This is a genomic window from Pigmentiphaga sp. (assembly GCF_033795525.1).
Classification (GTDB): domain Bacteria; phylum Pseudomonadota; class Gammaproteobacteria; order Burkholderiales; family Burkholderiaceae_B; genus Pigmentiphaga.
This window is the reverse complement of record NZ_JARYGM010000001.1, coordinates 522947-539499: the sequence shown is the minus strand read 5'-3', so window position 1 is coordinate 539499 and position 16553 is coordinate 522947. Positions and strand designations below refer to the sequence as shown.

At 67.1% G+C, this 16553-nt stretch carries 14 protein-coding genes; 5 read left to right on the top strand and 9 right to left on the bottom strand.

Going from position 1 to position 16553, the window contains the following annotated elements:
• Positions 1-7 precede the first annotated feature (7 nt).
• The 5 genes from dusB to QHC78_RS02515 all read right to left on the bottom strand — a co-directional run bounded on the left by dusB (position 8) and on the right by QHC78_RS02515 (position 5463).
• Entirely contained in the window at positions 8-1009 is a 1002-nt protein-coding gene (gene dusB / locus QHC78_RS02535; RefSeq protein ID WP_319742305.1) for a tRNA dihydrouridine synthase DusB, read from the bottom strand.
• 136 nt (positions 1010-1145) lie between these two features.
• Positions 1146-2324 carry an FAD-dependent monooxygenase gene (locus QHC78_RS02530; protein WP_319742304.1) on the bottom strand — a complete coding sequence of 393 codons (1179 nt, stop codon included), beginning with the start codon at positions 2322-2324 and terminating at the stop codon, positions 1146-1148.
• 7 nt (positions 2325-2331) lie between these two features.
• Complete coding sequence (gene pepP, locus QHC78_RS02525) at positions 2332-3678, bottom strand: Xaa-Pro aminopeptidase (protein ID WP_319742303.1); 1347 nt, start codon at positions 3676-3678, stop codon at positions 2332-2334.
• A gap of 31 nt (positions 3679-3709) precedes the next feature.
• Positions 3710-4387 (bottom strand): N-acetylmuramate alpha-1-phosphate uridylyltransferase MurU, encoded by a 678-nt coding sequence (gene murU / locus QHC78_RS02520; RefSeq protein ID WP_319742302.1) that lies wholly within the window; start codon positions 4385-4387, stop codon positions 3710-3712.
• Positions 4387-5463: an aminoglycoside phosphotransferase family protein gene (locus QHC78_RS02515; RefSeq protein ID WP_319742301.1), complete on the bottom strand. Its 1077-nt coding sequence runs from the start codon at positions 5461-5463 to the stop codon at positions 4387-4389. Before QHC78_RS02515 ends, murU begins: the two co-directional genes overlap by 1 nt.
• A gap of 156 nt (positions 5464-5619) precedes the next feature.
• On the opposite strand from QHC78_RS02515, the gene QHC78_RS02510 reads away from it, so the two are divergent.
• The 4 genes from QHC78_RS02510 (at position 5620) to rsmA (ending at position 11281) form a co-directional block, all read left to right on the top strand.
• Entirely contained in the window at positions 5620-7896 is a 2277-nt protein-coding gene (locus QHC78_RS02510; RefSeq protein WP_319742300.1) for an LPS-assembly protein LptD, read from the top strand.
• Positions 7893-9392, top strand: a complete 1500-nt coding sequence (locus tag QHC78_RS02505) for a peptidylprolyl isomerase (RefSeq protein ID WP_319742299.1) — start codon at positions 7893-7895, stop codon at positions 9390-9392. The genes QHC78_RS02510 and QHC78_RS02505 overlap by 4 nt, the downstream gene beginning before the upstream one ends.
• Before the next feature lie 108 nt (positions 9393-9500).
• Complete coding sequence (gene pdxA / locus QHC78_RS02500; protein ID WP_319742298.1) at positions 9501-10502, top strand: 4-hydroxythreonine-4-phosphate dehydrogenase PdxA; 1002 nt, start codon at positions 9501-9503, stop codon at positions 10500-10502.
• Positions 10499-11281 (top strand): 16S rRNA (adenine(1518)-N(6)/adenine(1519)-N(6))-dimethyltransferase RsmA, encoded by a 783-nt coding sequence (gene rsmA, locus QHC78_RS02495; protein WP_319742297.1) that lies wholly within the window; start codon positions 10499-10501, stop codon positions 11279-11281. Before pdxA ends, rsmA begins: the two co-directional genes overlap by 4 nt.
• A gap of 37 nt (positions 11282-11318) precedes the next feature.
• Here the strand turns inward: rsmA and QHC78_RS02490 are convergent, their stop codons facing one another.
• On the bottom strand, positions 11319-12287 hold the full coding sequence (locus tag QHC78_RS02490; RefSeq protein ID WP_319742296.1) for a Bug family tripartite tricarboxylate transporter substrate binding protein: 969 nt from the start codon (positions 12285-12287) through the stop codon (positions 11319-11321).
• 47 nt (positions 12288-12334) lie between these two features.
• A complete protein-coding gene (locus QHC78_RS02485) occupies positions 12335-13195 on the bottom strand; it encodes a polysaccharide deacetylase family protein (protein WP_319742295.1) in 861 nt (286 codons plus the stop codon).
• Positions 13196-13319: 124 nt separating this feature from the next.
• Between QHC78_RS02485 and QHC78_RS02480 the strand changes: the two genes are divergently transcribed.
• A complete protein-coding gene (locus QHC78_RS02480) occupies positions 13320-14255 on the top strand; it encodes a LysR family transcriptional regulator (protein WP_319742294.1) in 936 nt (311 codons plus the stop codon).
• On the opposite strand, the gene QHC78_RS02475 is transcribed toward QHC78_RS02480, so the two are convergent.
• Both QHC78_RS02475 and QHC78_RS02470 read right to left on the bottom strand, forming a co-directional pair.
• On the bottom strand, positions 14237-15466 hold the full coding sequence (locus tag QHC78_RS02475; RefSeq protein WP_319742293.1) for a nucleoside recognition domain-containing protein: 1230 nt from the start codon (positions 15464-15466) through the stop codon (positions 14237-14239). The two genes, QHC78_RS02480 and QHC78_RS02475, sit on opposite strands and share 19 nt — an antisense overlap.
• 90 nt (positions 15467-15556) lie before the next feature.
• Complete coding sequence (locus tag QHC78_RS02470; protein WP_319742292.1) at positions 15557-16501, bottom strand: AraC family transcriptional regulator; 945 nt, start codon at positions 16499-16501, stop codon at positions 15557-15559.
• Positions 16502-16553 lie beyond the last annotated feature (52 nt).

Sequence of the window (16553 nt, the reverse complement as noted above, 5' to 3'; positions counted from 1 at the left end):
TGCGCGGCTAGGCGGCGAGCCGCGGGCCGCTGGGGTCGATCGCGCGGTCGAACCACCGGGCCACCGAGTGCCATTGGTCGCGCGTGTTGTCTATCAGGTTCAATTGGGCACAGAACTGCGGACCTCCCGGCAGCGAGCCCAGGTACCAGCCGATGTGCTTGCGCGCGGTGCGTACGCCCGTGTATTCGCCGTAGAACCGATAGTGGTCGTCCAGGTGCTGCAGTAGCAGGTCGCGCATTTCAGCAGGCGTCGGGCCCGGCAGGTGCGCGCCGGTGCGCAGGTAGTGGTCGATTTCCCGGAACAGCCAGGGGCGGCCCTGCGCGGCGCGGCCGATCATCACGGCATCGGCCCCCGTGGCATCCAGGACCCGGCGGGCCTTCTCGGGTGTATCGATGTCGCCGTTGGCAATGACCGGTATGGAGAGCTCGGCCTTCACCGCAGCGATGGTTTCGTACTCGGCTTCCCCGGCGTAGAGGTCTTCCCGGGTGCGCCCGTGCAGCGCCAGCGCGGCGATGCCGATATCCTGGGCGCGCCGGGCCACTCGCAGCACGTTGCGCTCGGCCCGGCTCCAGCCGGTGCGGGTCTTGAGCGTGACCGGGACACCCAGCGGCGCGCATGCGCCTACGACGGCTTCGAGGATGCGCGCCACCAGGTCTTCGTCGCGCAGCAGCGCCGACCCTGCCGCGACGTTGCAGACTTTCTTGGCCGGGCAGCCCATGTTGATGTCTATGATGCGCGCGCCCTTGCCGACGTTGAACACGGCGGCCTGGGCCATCATGTCCGGGTCGCTGCCGGCGATCTGGACGGCGATGGGCTCGCTTTCCCCCGCATGGTCCAGGCGCCGCGACGTCTTGACGCTGTTCCATAGCCTGGGGTTGCTGGCCGCCATTTCGGAAACGGCGTGGCCGGCGCCCAGGCGCTTGCACAATTGGCGGAACGGACGATCCGTGACGCCCGCCATGGGGGCGACGAAGACGTTGTTCGGCAGTTCGTAGGGGCCAATGTGCATGACTGAATGCGCCATTAGCCTCGTACGGGGAGGGTCGGCGCGCCGGGACGAAAAAGTCTGAGGAAGGCGGGGATTGTACCGCTGTCGGGCCCCGAGGGTTGTTACGCGCCGGCCGCCGGCTGGGGAAGGCCGCGGCTCAGCCTCGCAATCCTTCCATCAGTTGGCGGGCCAGCGGCCCCCGTAGCGTGCGGGACATGTCCAGTCCCAGCAGCGCCAGGCCGCAGGCATGTTCCACGGGGGCAAGCCCGGTGGCGAAGATGCGGGGCATCAAATCGGTCAGGCCGCTGGTAATCCAGCGGTCGGCGGCGCGCGCACGGGTGTAGGCGGCCAGCAGCGGCGCAACGGGAGTGCCCGGGTCCCGCAGCAGCGGCGCGAGCGCTTCAGCCAGGCGCGCAGCATCCCGCAGCCCGAGATTCATGCCCTGGCCGGCCACAGGGTGCAGCGTCTGGGCGGCGTTGCCTATCGCCACGCCGGTCTGGTCGACGACGCGGCGTCGCAGATTGATGCCCAGGGGGTAGCGGTGGCGCGGCCCCGCCAGGGAGAACCGGCCAAGCCTGCTCCCGAAAGTGTCGCCCAATGCCAGGGCGAACCGGTCGTCGTCCATGGCCGCCAATTCTTCCGCGCGCGCGGGGCGGCAACACCACACCAGGGCATAGCGGCCGGTGTCGTGGGCAGCGCCGGCGGGGTAGGGCAGCAGGGCCAGCGGTCCTTCGTCGGTGAAGCGTTCCCACGCCCAACCGGGGCGGGGGCGGCTGGCCCGCACGATGGCGAGCACGGCATGCTGGCGATAGCCCCGATGGACGTCGCCGCGGACCTGCTTGTCGAAGGTGCCGCCTTCGGCGTGCACGCACACCGTGCTGGTCCACTCCGCTTCGTCCTGGCGCACCACGGCGTGGCCGTTCTCGTGGCGCAGCACGGTGGCCGGGGGGCCAGTGCGTACGGTAATGCCGGTCAGGGCCAGCGCGGCGTCGAGCGCCTCCACGATGGACAGGTAGGGCAGCACGGTACCGAGCGCGGGTACGCCGAAGTCGGCATGCGAAATATGGGTGCGGCCCAGGCGGCCGCGTTGCGAGACATGGACGTCGAGGATGTCGGCGCCGCCGGCCGGCCAGGCCCCCAGCGACTCCAGCAGCACGCGGCTGCCGTGGTTGAGCGCCATGGAACGCGGGTCCGTGGCTGCGGCGGGCGAAGCCACCATCGGCCGGCGCGGACGGCACAGCACGATGCGCTCGGGCCGGGCAGCCCCGCGGGCGAGCAGCAGTGCCATCGTGGCGCCGACGGGGCCTGCACCTAGAATCGTGACGTCGGCGTGCATGGCCGGCTCATCCGCGCATCAACGCTTCGATCTCGTCCGCCGCGACGGGCACGCCGCGGGTGATGAGTTCGCAACCGGACTCGGTCACCACCGCGTCGTCCTCGATGCGTATGCCGATGTCCCAAAAGCGTTCGGGTACGTCGGCCGCAGGCCGCACATAGATACCGGGTTCTATCGTCAGCACCATGCCGGGACGCAGCAGGCGCCAGGGGCGGCTTTCGTCCGCCGCGGCCGGGCCCGGTTCGCGGTAGTCGCCGACGTCGTGCACATCCATGCCGAGCCAATGGCCGGTGCGATGCATGTAGAAGCGCGTGTACTGCTGCGATTCGAGCACGCCGTCCAGCGTGCCGGTCAGCAGGCCCTCGTCCAGCATGCCTTGGGCCAGTACGCGGACGGCGGCATCGTGGCCGTCGTTCCAGCGTGCTCCCGGGTGTGTCTTGGCCGTGGCCGCCTTCTGCGCTTCCAGCACGATCTCGTACAGTGCGCGTTGCGGGCCGCTGAACCGGCCGTTGACCGGGAAGGTCCGGGTAATGTCCGACGCGTAGCCATCCAGTTCGCAGCCGGCGTCGATCAGCAGCAAGTGGCCGTCCTTGAGCTCGGCATCGCCGGCGCGGTAGTGCAGAACGCAGGCATTGTGGCCGGTAGCGACGATGGAGTTGTAGGCCACCGCCTGCGAACCGTGGCGCCGGAATTCGTGCAGCAGTTCGGCTTCGATCTCGTATTCGTGCATGCCGGGGCGGGCGGCGCGCATGGCGCGCGCGTGCGCGCCCGCCGAGATGGCTGCGGCGCGGCGCATGGTGTCGAGCTCGCTGGCGTCCTTGACCAGGCGCATTTCCGCAAGCATGGCACGCAGGTCGTAGGTGCATGCCGGTGCGGTGGCGCCGGCCCGGCCCATGGCGCGCACTTTGTCCAGCCAGATGCGCAAGCGCCGGTCGAACAGCCGGTCGCTTCCCATGGGCACGAACAGTGCCGGCTGGTCGGCAATGAGCTTGGGCAGCTCGTCGGCCAGCGTATCGACCGGCAGGGCCTGGTCGAACCCGAATTGCTCTGCCGCCGCTTCCGGTCCGATGCGGTAGCCCTCCCAGATCTCGCGCTCCAGATTCTTGCCGCGGCAGAACAGCAGGCTGCGGTCTTCGCGCCCGGCAATCAGGACCAGCCAGGCTTCCGGTTCCGGAAAGCCGGTCAGGTAGAAGAAGTCGCTGTCGAAGCGGAACGGGAATTCGCTGTCGCGGTTGCGCGCGACTTCGCGCGCCGTGGGCAGGATGGCGATGCCGCCGCCGCGCGCTCGCATGGCATCGAGCAGGCGTTGGCGCCGTGCGGCAAAAGGCGAGATGTCCAGTGCGGGAATGCTCATGGCGGGGAATCCGTACGCGGAGTGACGAAGGTTATTGTAGGCTCGCGTCGAGCTCGGCCAGGCGCTGCGGCGTGCCGACGTCGGTCCAGCGGCCTGCATGGTGCGCCCCGGCGACTCGCCCGCCGGCCATGGCCGCGCGCAACAGTGGCGCGAGCCGGGCCGGTTCGCCGGCGGGCAGGCCGTCGAACAGTGCCGGCCGGTAGACGCCGATGCCGGCGAAGGTGAGCCTGGGGTCGGCGTCCTGCACCAGGCCGGATGGCGCCAGGTGGAAATCACCGGCAGGATGGTGGGCGGGGTTGTCCACCAGCACCAGCCAGCCCAGGCGATCGTCCCGAAGCAGGGCGGCGCCGGCGGCGTATGCCGCCGCGGGGTCCCAGTCGGTCCAGATGTCGCCGTTGATGACCAGGAAGGGCTCGTCGCCCAGCAGCGGCAGCGCCTGCCGGATGCCGCCCGCCGTCTCCAGGGCACGGGCCTCGGGCGAATAGTTCAGGTGCGCGCCCCAGCGCGCGCCGTCGCCCAGCGCCTGTTCGATCGAGGCACCCAACCATGCATGGTTGATGACGATGTCCCGCAGGCCGGCCGCGACCAGCCGTTCGATGTGCCAGACGATCAGCGGCTTGCCGCCCGCCGGGAGCAGGGGCTTGGGGGTGGTGTCGGTCAGCGGCCGCATGCGCTCGCCGCGCCCGGCGGCAAGAATCATGGCCCGCATCAGAAGGTGTATCCCGCCACCGGCTGCCGTCCGTCGAGTTTGTCGAGCAGTTGGATCAATGGCTTGAAGGCCAAATAGCGCTCGGCGACCTGGCGTACATAGGCATTGACGCGCGGCATGTGGTCCAGATAGCCCTGTTTGCCGTCCCGGTGCGCCAGCCGGGCGAACACGCCAAGAATACGCAGGTTGCGCTGCAGGCCCATCCACTCGTAGGCGCGGTGGAATTCGGCAAAATCGGCCGGCACCGGCAAGCCCGCTTTGCGCGCCATTTCCCAGTAGCGTATGCCCCAATCGAGTTGTTGCGCCTCGTCCCAGGTGGTGCGGGCGTCGGTCAGCACCGAGGCGAGGTCATAGGTGATCGGGCCTACCACCGCATCCTGGAAGTCGATGACGCCGGGGTTCGGCCCGTAGTCCGGGCGGCCGGCCAGGTTGGTCGCCATCAGGTTGGGCGAGTGGAAATCGCGGTGCACCAGGACGAAGGGCTGGGCGAGATTGGCGTCGATCAGCGTGTCGAAGACGGCCGCCAGGGCGTCGCGGTCGGACGCATCCAGAGGGAGGTCCCGGTAGCGCGCCGCATACCATTCGGGGAAAAGCTGGAGTTCGTTCGCCAGCCGATTTTTGTCGTAGCGCGCGAGTCCGGTGGTTGCGCTTTGTTGCAACTTGACCAGGGCGCCCAGGGCGTCCATGTAGATACGGTGCGTTTCGTGGGGAGCCGGAGTGCCGCGCAGATAGTCCAGGTAGGTGGTCCGCCCGAGATCCGACAGCAGCAGGAAGCCCTGGGACAGGTCCTGCGCCAGGACGCGCGGCACGTGGATGCCGGCTTGCTGCAACAGCCCGGCCACATGCAGGAACGGGCGGCAGTCCTCTTTGTCGGTCGGTGCGTCCATGATCACCGCGGTGCCGGCGCCCATTCCGAGACGGAAATACCGCCGGAAACTGGCATCGCTGGAGGCGGGCTCCAATGAAGACGGGTCGAGTTCGAGTTCCGCCGGAAGTCCGGCAACCCAGGCGGCGAGCTGGGCGCGGCGCGGATCGGTGCCGCACTGGCCGGCGGCATGGTCGGTATTGGCATTCATGCCTCCTATAATACCGACCGATATCGGTTCCCGGAACGAGCCGGCCCCTCCGGGGACGGTCCACGCCGGAAGGCCGCGGGCCGCTATCTTTTTGCCGCGCGCGGCCGCCGGGTCGCGTATTCTTCGACTTTTCCGTTTTTTGATTCCTCGAGGCCCGTGCGATTGATCCGGTGGTTCAGCCTGTTTGCAGCATGTGCGATAGCGCCTCTGGCCTATGCGCAAGAAGGTCCGTCCGACCCGCCGGCCGCCGCTGGCGCCGTTGCCGGCCAGGGCCTGCGCCTGTCGCCAGGGCTGCGGATGCATACCTACGACCCGGACCAGTTGCCGGTGTTCATGGAAGGCGACAAGATGACCGCCGAGGGCGAGGACATCCTCACGCTCGAAGGCAATGCCCAGGTGCGGCGCCGGGACACCATACTGAAGGGCGACAACATCCAGTATGACCAGGTCGAGGATGAGCTCGAGGCGCTGGGCAATGTCCGCCTGATCCGCGACGGCAACCTGCTGACCGGGCCGCGCCTGAAGCTCAACATGAGCAGCGGGACCGGCGAAATCAGCGATGCAAAGTTCTTCTTCGGCCTGAACGGCGGCAGCGGGTCGGCCGAGCAGATCGTGCTGCTGGGCCAGAACCGCCTTCGCGCCGACCGTGTGCGCTATACCGGCTGCGACTGCGAGGTGCCGGACTGGGAACTGCGCGCGCGCCGGGTGGATTTCGACTACAACGCGGGCCAGGCGCTGGGCTACGGCGGCGTGTTGTACTTCAAGAACGTACCCATCCTGGCCTCGCCCATCCTGTCGTTTCCGATCAGCGACGAACGCAAGTCGGGCTTTCTGTCGCCCACGTTCGGGCTGACCAGCAAGAGTGGCCCGGAATTCGCCATTCCGTATTACTTCAACATCGCCCCCAATCGCGACGCGACCTTGACGCCGAAGTTCATGGGGCGCCGCGGCCTGCAATTGTCGGGCGAGTTCCGCTATCTGGAGCCGTCGTTCAGCGGCGAAACCCGGCTGACCTACTTGCCCAACGACCGGGTCGCCGAGCGTGAGCGCTACTTCTTCAGTTCGCAGCACCGGCAGCAGCTGACCCCGAACCTGGGTTTCAACTGGAACGTGTCGCGCGCCTCGGACGACGCCTATTTCCGCGATCTCTCGGTACTGGGCACGGGCCTGGCCTCGACCGCGACGCTGGAGCGTTCGTTCACGTTGAACTGGAACCGCGGTTATTGGGATGCTTTCGGCCGGGTCATTTCCTACCAGACGCTGCAGGATCCGCTCGCCCCCATCGTGCCGCCCTACGGCCGCGAGCCGCAGCTGCACCTGACCGGACAGCGCTTCGACTGGAACGGTTTCGACCTGCGGCTGGAGGCGGACGCAACCCGCTTCCGCAGCGATACCATGGTCAACGGCTCGCGCGCGTATGCTTATCCGTCGGTGTCCTATCCCATCATCCGGCCAGGCGGTTTCTTCATCCCCAAGATCGGGATCCATTCCACCCGCTACAACACCGATTCCTTCCAGGGCGCCGCCTCGTACGATGCCAGCCGCACCGTTCCAATCATGTCGCTGGATACGGGCCTGATCTTCGAGCGCGACGGCTCGCTGCTCGGGCAGCCGGCCAGGCAGACGCTGGAGCCGAGGCTCTACTACCTGCGCGTGCCGTACCGCGACCAGTCGAATCTGCCGATTTACGATACGGCGCTGGCCGATTTCAATTTCGCGCAGATCTTCTCCGAGAATCTTTATTCGGGGTGGGACCGGATCGCCGAGGCCAACCAGTTGACGGCGGCGCTCACCACACGCTGGCTCGACCCCAAGACCGGCGTCGAACGCGCCCGCATCATGGGGGCGCAGCGCCTGTACTTCAGCGACCAGCGTGTCATGCTGCCGGGCGAGGAGCCCGACTCCGACGGACGTTCCGATTTCCTGGTTTCCGTGTACGGAGCGCTTACATCCACGCTCAGCGGCGAAACCACAGTGCAATACAATCCCGAGTTCGACCGCGTGACCCGATCCACCATCGGTGCGCGCTGGAGCCCGCAGCGACTCAGCACGATTTCATTGGCCTATCGCTACAAGCGCGAATCGGTCAGCTTGCCCGGCCAGGAATTGGTGGACGTTGCTTTCCAGTGGCCCCTGGCGCCGCGCTGGTTCGGCATCGGGCGCATCAACTACTCGCTGTTCGAGAACCGGATCGCGGAAGCCGTGGCCGGGATCGAATACAACGGCGGATGCTGCTGGGCGTTCCGCCTGGTCGGCCAGCGCTACGCGGTGGCGAAGGAAAACGCCACGACCGCGATGTTCTTTCAGCTCCAGCTGACCGGTTTCGGCGGTATCGGCGCCAATCCGATGTCGACGCTGCGCCGGAGCATCCCGGGTTATCAGGTCATCAACCCGCCGCCTGAGCAAGGGACGGTGTTTGAAAGGTACGAATGATGGTTTTCAAGGTATTGCCCCGCATGACCACGGCGACGCGCCTCGTCGCTTTTTGCTGCCTCGCCACCCTCGCCGGCGAGCCGGTCCTGGCCCAGGGCTTGCGCCTGCCCGACAATATGGGAGGTGGCCTCGGGGGCGGCAGTACGGACGGGGGAGGGCCCTCGCTGATCGCGCCGCCGGCCACATCCCCGGCCGCTCCGCAGACGCCCGCCGCGCCGGCCCGCCCAGGCCCGACGAGCTCGCGCATCCAGTTGGGTGACGCCATTGTCGCGGTGGTCAACACCGACGTCATCACCCGGCGCGAACTCGATTTGCGTGTCCAGGCCGCCAAGGCGACACTGGCCAGCCAGCAGATCGCGGCGCCCGACGAAGCTTCCCTGGAGCGGCAGGTGCTCGAGCGCATGATCGTGGAGAAAACCCAGTTGCAGGAGGCGGCTCAGACCGGCATCCGTATCGACGACATGCAGCTCGATCGCGCCATTAGCCGCATCGCCGAGCAGAACAAGGTGTCGGTGTCCGAGATGCGGGACCAGATCGAGCGCGACGGCTTGCCGTTTCCGGCCTACCGTGAAGACCTGCGGCAGGAGATCACCTTGCTGCGGCTGCGCGAACGGGCGGTCGACAGCCAGATTCAGATTTCCGAATCCGAAATCGACGCTTACCTGTCCGAGCAGCATGACGCGGCACCGCCGGAATTGACGCTTGCGCAGATACTGGTGCGCGTGCCGGAAGGCAGCTCCTCCGACATGGTCGGGCGGCTGCGCCAGAAGGCCGAGGACCTGCTGTCCCAGGCCCGCGGCGGCGCCGATTTCGCGCGCCTGGCGGCCGCTTCGTCCGATGGCGAGGAAGCCCTGCACGGCGGCGAGCTGGGAACGCGTCCTGCAGACCGCTGGCCCTCCATGTTCGTCGAAGCCGTGGCGCAGCTGCAGCCCGGCGGCGTCAGCGATATCGTCCAGAGCGGCAATGGTTTCCACATCATCAAGCTGCTCGATCGCAAGTCGCTCGACGGCGGCGCCACTGCCACTGCGATGCCTGTCCAGCAGACCCATGCCCGTCACATCCTGATCCGGCCGACCCAGGTCGTGACGTCGGAGCAGGCGCGGGAGCGCCTGGTCAATATCCGTCAGCGTATCTTGCAGGGCGGGGCGAATTTCGCCGATATGGCGCGCCAGTACTCGAACGACGCTTCGGCGCCCCAGGGCGGCGACCTGGGCTGGATCTCGCCTCAGGAAACGGTGCCCGAGTTCGAGCGCGCGATGGATGCGCTGCAGCCGGGGCAGGTCAGCGAACCCGTGCAGTCGCCGTTCGGGTGGCACTTGATCCAGGTGGTCGAGCGCCGTACCCAGGACATCGGCCGCGAGCGGCAGCGTGCCGCCGCCCGCCAGGCGCTGTTCCAGCGCAAGCTGGACCAGGCCTACGAGGATTGGGCGCGGCAATTGCGCGACAAGGCCTACGTAGAGATCCGGCTGGGGGGCGAGTCCGCCCCCGCGCGCTAAGGCCCGCCGGCCCGGGATCGGCCATCCGGCACGAGGCTGGGCGGTTCCGCCGGGCCTGCGTTCCGTATGGGGCGCGGCCCGGGGATGGCCGTCCCGTGGAGAATCGATATGCATGCACCGCGTAGGCTGGTCTTGACGACTGGCGAACCCGCCGGCATCGGGCCGGAGTTGTCGGCCGCGGCGGCGGTGTGGTTCGCGCGCATGCGGGGCGGAGACACCGTGCCCGCCAACGCAGAGCTGGTCCTGGTGGGCGATCGCGACCTCCTGGCGCGACGCGGCGGTATCGATCCGTCGGCGCTGGCCGGGGTCGGTATCCGCCACGTGGCGCTGCGCGTACCGGCCGAGGCCGGCAAGCTGGCCGTGGCCAATGCGCCCTATGTGCTCGATACGCTGGATACGGCCATCGCCATGGTGCAGGGCGGCGAGGCCCAAGCCATCGTTACAGCGCCGGTGCACAAAGGCGTGATCAACGATGCCGGTGTCGCTTTCTCGGGCCATACCGAATACCTGCAGGAACGCGCAGGCGTGGACAAGGTGGTGATGATGCTGGCAGGAGGCGGCCTGCGCGTGGCGCTGGCGACCACGCACCTGCCCCTGCGCGCGGTGCCCGATGCCATTACCGCCGAAACCTTGGACCAGGTGCTGCGCATACTGGATGCCGACTTGCGCTCGCGCTTCGGTTTGGCCCGGCCCCGTATCGCGGTGTGCGGCCTGAATCCGCATGCCGGCGAAGGCGGTCACCTCGGACGCGAGGAAATCGAGGTCATCGCCCCCGCGATCGCACGTGCCCGGGCCGCCGGCATCGATGTGCGCGGGCCGCTGCCCGCCGATACCTTGTTCGTCCCGTCCCACGTTGCGCAGTTCGACGCCGCCCTGGCCATGTTCCATGACCAGGGCTTGCCGGTCCTCAAGCACGCAAGCTTCGGACGCGGCGTCAACATCACGCTGGGCCTGCCCTATGTACGTACTTCGGTGGACCATGGCACCGCGCTCGACCTCGCCGGTACAGGCAAGGCCGATCCGGGCAGCCTGCAAGAGGCCATCGTGACCGCACTCCACATGGCGCGCGCATCTGCCGCGCCGGGGGCGAGCTCCGGAGCATCCTCATGAAGCATCAGGCGCGCAAGCGCTTCGGCCAGCATTTCCTGGTCGACGACAGCATTACCGAATCCATCGTCCGCGCCGTCAATCCCCAACGTGCGGACAATGTCGTCGAGATCGGCCCCGGCCTCTCGGCGCTGACGGGGCCCTTGCTGGACCGGCTCGACGCCCTGAAAGTGATCGAGATCGACCGCGACCTCGCGGCCCGCCTGCGCGAGCGATATACGCCCGACCGCCTGCAGGTGACTGAAGCCGACGTATTGACCGTGGACTTCGCGCCGTTCGGGGCATCGCTCCGGGTGGTTGGCAATCTGCCCTACAACATCTCCAGCCCTTTGCTGTTTCATCTGATGGCGTACGCCGACCAGGTGCGGGATCAGCATTTCATGCTGCAGCGGGAAGTCATCGACCGCATGGTGGCGCGGCCTGGCGACGCCGACTATGGCCGGCTGTCGGTCATGCTGCAATCCCGGTATTGGATGGAAAAGCTGTTCGACGTGCCGCCCGAGGCCTTCGATCCGCCGCCGCGCGTGGTGTCGGCGGTGGTCCGCATGATCCCGCTGCCCGCCGATCGTCCCCGCGCGCGCAGCGAAGAAGCCTTGTCGGCGACTGTGGCCAAGGCGTTCGCCCAACGCCGCAAGATGCTGCGGCGAGGGCTGGGCGATTGGGCGCGGCTCGTGCCATGGCAAGCCCTAGGTATCCCCGAGACGGCGCGGGCCGAAGAGTTGTCGGTATCGCAGTTCATCGCGCTGGCCGATGCGCTGCACGAAGCCGGCGTGGTCGGCTGAGCCTGTGCGCGGCGCGCCGCTTGATGACGGTGCGCCGTCATTCGGGCTCGATACCCGCCTTGGCGACGATATCCCGGTAGGTATCCACGCTGCCGGCCAACAGCCTGGCGAACTTGGCCGGTGATGGATGCGCCTCCACTTCGAAACCCGCTGTCGCCAGGCGAGTCTGCAAGTCTGGCGATGCCAGGGCTTGCTCGATGCCGCTGCGTAGTCTTTCCACCACGGCGGTGGGCATGCCGGCGGGGCCGAGCAGGCCGACCCAGGTGTCGGGTACGGCGAACCCTTCGACTCCTGCCTGCGCCAGCGTGGGTACTTCCGGCGCGGCTTTTGCGCGTTCCGCCTGTAGCACACCCAGCAGGCGCAGCTTGCCGCTCTTTACATGGGGCAGGACGTTGGACAGCACGAGAATGCCCACCGGCACCTGTCCGCCCACCACGTCGTTGAGCGCCGGCGATCCGCCTTTGTAGGGTACGTGCGTCATGTCTATGCCGGTCGCGGCTTTCAGCAGCTCGCCGCCCAGCTGTTGGGAAGACCCGACTCCCGACGTGCCGTACGACAGTTTGCCCGGCCGCGCCTTGGCGTAGGCAATGAATTCCTTCAGGTTCTTTACCGGTAGCGAGGCATTGACCACCATGGCCTGGGGCGCCGTGCCGATGATGGCAATGGGCGTGAAGTCCTTGACGGGGTCATAAGGGACGTTGCGGGAGAAGAACGGCAGGGTGTTGTGAGGGGGACCCAGCTGCATGAGCAAGGTGTAGCCGTCCGGGTCGGCGCGCGCGACCAGTTCCGACCCGATCATGCTGTTGGCGCCGGCGCGATTGTCGACGATGACGGTCTGCCCCAGCGTTTCGGTCAGTTTATGGGCGACGGCCCGCGCGACGGTGTCGGCGGCGCCGCCCACGGCGAAGGGTACGACCATCCTGACCGGACGTTCCGGATAGGTCTGTGCGGCCGACAGCGATGGGATCAGGCAGAAGGCGGCGAGCGCCGCTCGTAAGTATTTCATGATGTCTCCTCGTTATGCTGCAACCGCTGCGATGGCGGCCGGCGGCCTCAGGTGGCCAGTGGAAAGCGCTGCGTATAGGGAACAAAGCCAATCCGGTGCTTGTTCACCCAATGAGCCAGCTCGTCGTGACGCGGGAACCAGACGCCCGGGTGCGCGCCGATGTAGTCCAGCACCTCGTCCAGCATGGCGCTTATCAGCGGCCGGCCGCCGAAATGCCCGTGCACGGTAATGTTGATGAAGGCATTGGGTTCCTTGCGATAGAGGAAATCGAAGGTGTCGCGGTAGCACTGGAAGAAATCCCGCGGCGCGGCGCGCAATACCCGGTTGTCGGCGAAGTCGCTGTGCGGAATCGCGACCATGCTGCCGTGCCGGGTCTCGATCTGGCAGGGCAGGTCGAGGTAGTTGTAATCGCCGTGCCACAGCATGCCGGCTTCCGCCAGCAGGTCGGCGGTGCGTTCGGTGGTAGCGATGGTAGAGCTCAGCCAGCCGCGGGGCCGTACACCGGAGGTGCGCTGAAGAATGTCCAGGCTCTTGCGGATGAGCGCGCGTTCCTCGTCTTCGTCCAGGCCAGGCAGCACTTCGTCCTGGGCGTAGTTGTGGCCCGCCAGCTCGAAGCCGTTGTCGACGATGGCACGGACGACTTCGGGAAACAGTTCCGCAACGCGCGCATTGACGCAGAAGGTCGCGGGCAGGCCTCGCTCATGCGCCAGGCGCATGAGCCGGTACGCCCCGGCCCGGGCGCCGTATTCCGACCAGGTGATGCCGGCGAGGTCCTTGGCGCCCGGCTTGGGCGGACTGGTCATGGGAGAGTAGGGCGGGGCTTTGCCTTCCGACCAGCTCTCGATAAGAAACGTGAGTGCGACGACGATACGCGCGTTGTCCGGCCAGATAGAGGCATGAGGGGGCATAGGGTCTCCGAGCTGTTGTGCGCGGCCGAGCCGCCGCGATGGCAGTCACTATCCGCTGATGCCGGGCTTTTAACAATTTTAATTTTTTTAATTAAAATTAAGTGTTAATGAAAAGGAGTCCCCGATGGCCGAGGCGTTCAAGATCCCCCAGTTGCGGCAATTCGTGATCGCTGCCTCCCGGCAAAGCCTGCGTGCGGCAGCCGAAGAAACCCACCGGACGCAGGCAGCCGTCACCCTGGCCATGCAGAACCTTGAAGCCCAGATAGGCGGCAGTCTTTTCGAGCATGGCCACCAGGCGCGCCTGACACCCTTGGGCGACGCCGTACTGCCGCTATTGCGAGAGTTGGTGGCGGTGCATGACCGGGTGCAGAACGAAGTCGAGCTGCTGGCGTCCGGCGAACAAGGGTCCCTGGCCCTCGCCGTCATGCCCTCGCTTGCCGAAGAGTGGTTGCCGCAGTTGTTGCGGCGCTTTGCCGCCGCGCATCCCGGCGTGAGCTTGCGCATTGCCGACGTTTCGTCGCCCCAGGTGGGGCCGATGGTCGCAAGCGGCGAAGCCCAGCTTGGCGTGGCGGGTGTAAGCGGCGAGACGGCCGGCCTGGAATGCGTTCCCGTTGCCCGCGATACTTTTGGGGTGGTGTGCCGCCGGGATCACCGTATTGCGCAACAACGGCGCTCGGTAACGTGGCGCGCCGTACGTGGGGAACCGGTCATCGAAAACACCACTTTCCACGCGTTGCGCGACCAGCCTCGAGGCGCCCTGCTCGATCGTCCGCATATGGTCATCAAGAACCGCACGTCCTTGATCGCGGCGGTAAAGGCCGGCCTCGGCATCACGGTGCTGCCTGCCTTGGCCCAGCCGGCACCCGAGCATGACCTGGCATTCGTTCCCCTGACCGCTCCACGGATAGAACGCTGCGTGGGACTGCTGCGCAGTGCAGGCAGGTCGCTTTCCCCGGCGGCTGCGCACATGCAGGCCTTGATGCTGGAGTCCTTGCAGGAATTCGCCCTCGCAAAGGGCGCACAGCCGATTGCCGCACAGGATCAGCCGAAGAACCAATAGCAGACGCCGATGGCGGCGACCACACCGGCCAGGTCCGCCAGCAGCGCGCAGCCGACGGCATGCCTGGTACGCTGTATTCCCACGGCGCCGAAGTACACCGCCAGCACGTAGAAGGTGGTCTCGGTGCTGCCTTGTATGGTGGCCGACAGCAGTGCGGGGAAGCTGTCCACACCATGGCTTTGCATGGTCTCGATCATGACGGCGCGTGCCGCGCTGCCCGAAAATGGCTTGACCAGCGCGGTGGGCAGCGCATCCACGAAGCGGGTATCGAACCCGAGCCACTGCACGGCAGCCCGTACGCCGTCGAGGGCGAAATCCAGTGCGCCCGAGGCCCTCAACACGCCGATCGCGCACAGCATGGCGACCAGGTAGGGCAGCAGTCCCTTGGCGACATCGAAACCTTCCTTGGCGCCTTCGATGAAGCTCTCATAGACCGGCACTTTCCTGGCCGCGCCGGCTAGCAGGAACAGCAATATCAGCGAGAACAGCGTCAGGTTTCCCAATAGCGACGATAGGGCCGCGAGGGCAGCGGCCGATAGGGTCGACAGCAAGGCAATGAAACTGCCCAGGAGGACGGCGCCTGCGCCTATCCAGGCCAGCACGACCGGGTCCCATACGCGCAGCCGCTGCATGAGGGCTACGCACACGAAACCGGCCGCGGTGGAGGCGGTCGTGGCGAGCAGGATGGGAAGGAAAACCAGGGTGGGGTCGGCGGCGCCCTGTTGCAGGCGGTACATGAAGATTGTCACGGGGAGCAGTGTCAGCGACGACGCGTTCAGCACCATGAAGAAGATCTGGGCGTTGCTGGCCGTAGTGCTGCTCGGGTTGAGGGTCTGCAGTGATTTCATTGCCCGCAGCCCGATGGGCGTGGCGGCGTTGTCCAGCCCCAGCAGGTTGGCGGCGAAGTTCAGCGTGATCAGGCCGATGGCCGGATGGTTGCGTGGGACCTCCGGCATGAGGCGGGCAAAGAGCGGCCCCAGCAGCCGCGCCAGCGCATCGACCAGGCCGGCTTGTTCGGCGATCTTCAGGAAACCCAGCCACAGTGTGATGGTGCCGAACAGCAGGACCATGACTTCCACCGACAGCCGCGCCATCTCGAACAGGGCGGTTACCATGGCCTGGAACACCGCCGGGTCGTCGCCGAGCCCCCAGCGCGCCAGAGCGGCGATGGCCGCCACGATGAAAAAGCCCAGCCAGAGTTTGTTCAGCATGCGCGCAAGGAAAGCATGGGTCAGAGAGAGCCCGGTCCCGGCAGGACGGGCGCGGCAAACCCGCTGATTGTAGCGAGTCGCTACACGGAGTCAGCCGCGCCGGCAATATTCGGCTGGGGTCTTGCCGTTCCAGCGGCGGAACGCGCGCGAGAACGCCTTGGTGGATTCGTAGCCTACCGCCTGGGCCACCCGGTCCAGGTCCGCTGCTGGATCCTTGAGTCGTTCGGCCGCGACGGCCATCCGGTGGGACGCGAGATATTGCATAGGCGTCATGCCGACGAGGCGGCGAAAGCGTTCGCTGAAGACCGTGCGCGACAGATAGCCGGCGGCCGCGAGCGTGGCGACGCTCCATGGTCGTTCGGGATGCTCGTGGATCTGCAGCAGGGCGCGCGCGATGTTGGGATCCTGCATGCCGCGCAGGGTGCTCGCCTGCCGCTCGGCCAGGGGCCGCAGGTGTTCCGCGACGATATGGACCAGGAGCAGGTCCGACATGCGGGCGGTGGCGAGCTGCCAGCCGGGAGGTTGCTCCAGTGTCTGGTTGACCAGGGATTCCACCGTGAGGGCCAGCACGCTGGTCATCGGCACGTCGCGCCGGCGGACGACAATGAGCCGGGGAAGAGCATCGACCAGCGGGGCGAGGCCGGCTTCCGGCATCCACAGATGCAGTGAAAACAACTCCGTGACCGGGCCGTCTCCTCCGAACGAGAACACGATGGGCTGGTCGCCGTGCGCGCCGACCTGGTGTGTCGCAATCAGGGGCTGGAACGGCCGTGGCGCGAGGCCGGGGGCGGATGCAACCGTATGGGCATCGCCGTGGGGCAGCATGACGATGTCGCCCGCTTCGATCTGGACGGGTTGGGTGCCGTCCAGCGCCAGCCAGTAGGGCGCCCCGCTGCATATCCGGATAAGCGCGCCTTCGACGCCGGACGAGTGCAGCGACCAGGGTGTAGAGAGCGAGAAGCGCGCCGTGACTGCCCGCTCGGACCGCCAGTGAGCCAGCAGGCGGCTGAGGAGATCGCGGGGGCGTGCAGGCATGGTCTGGTCGGTATGGTCTTGCGTAGGGCGGCGGACCGGATTTCCGGACGCC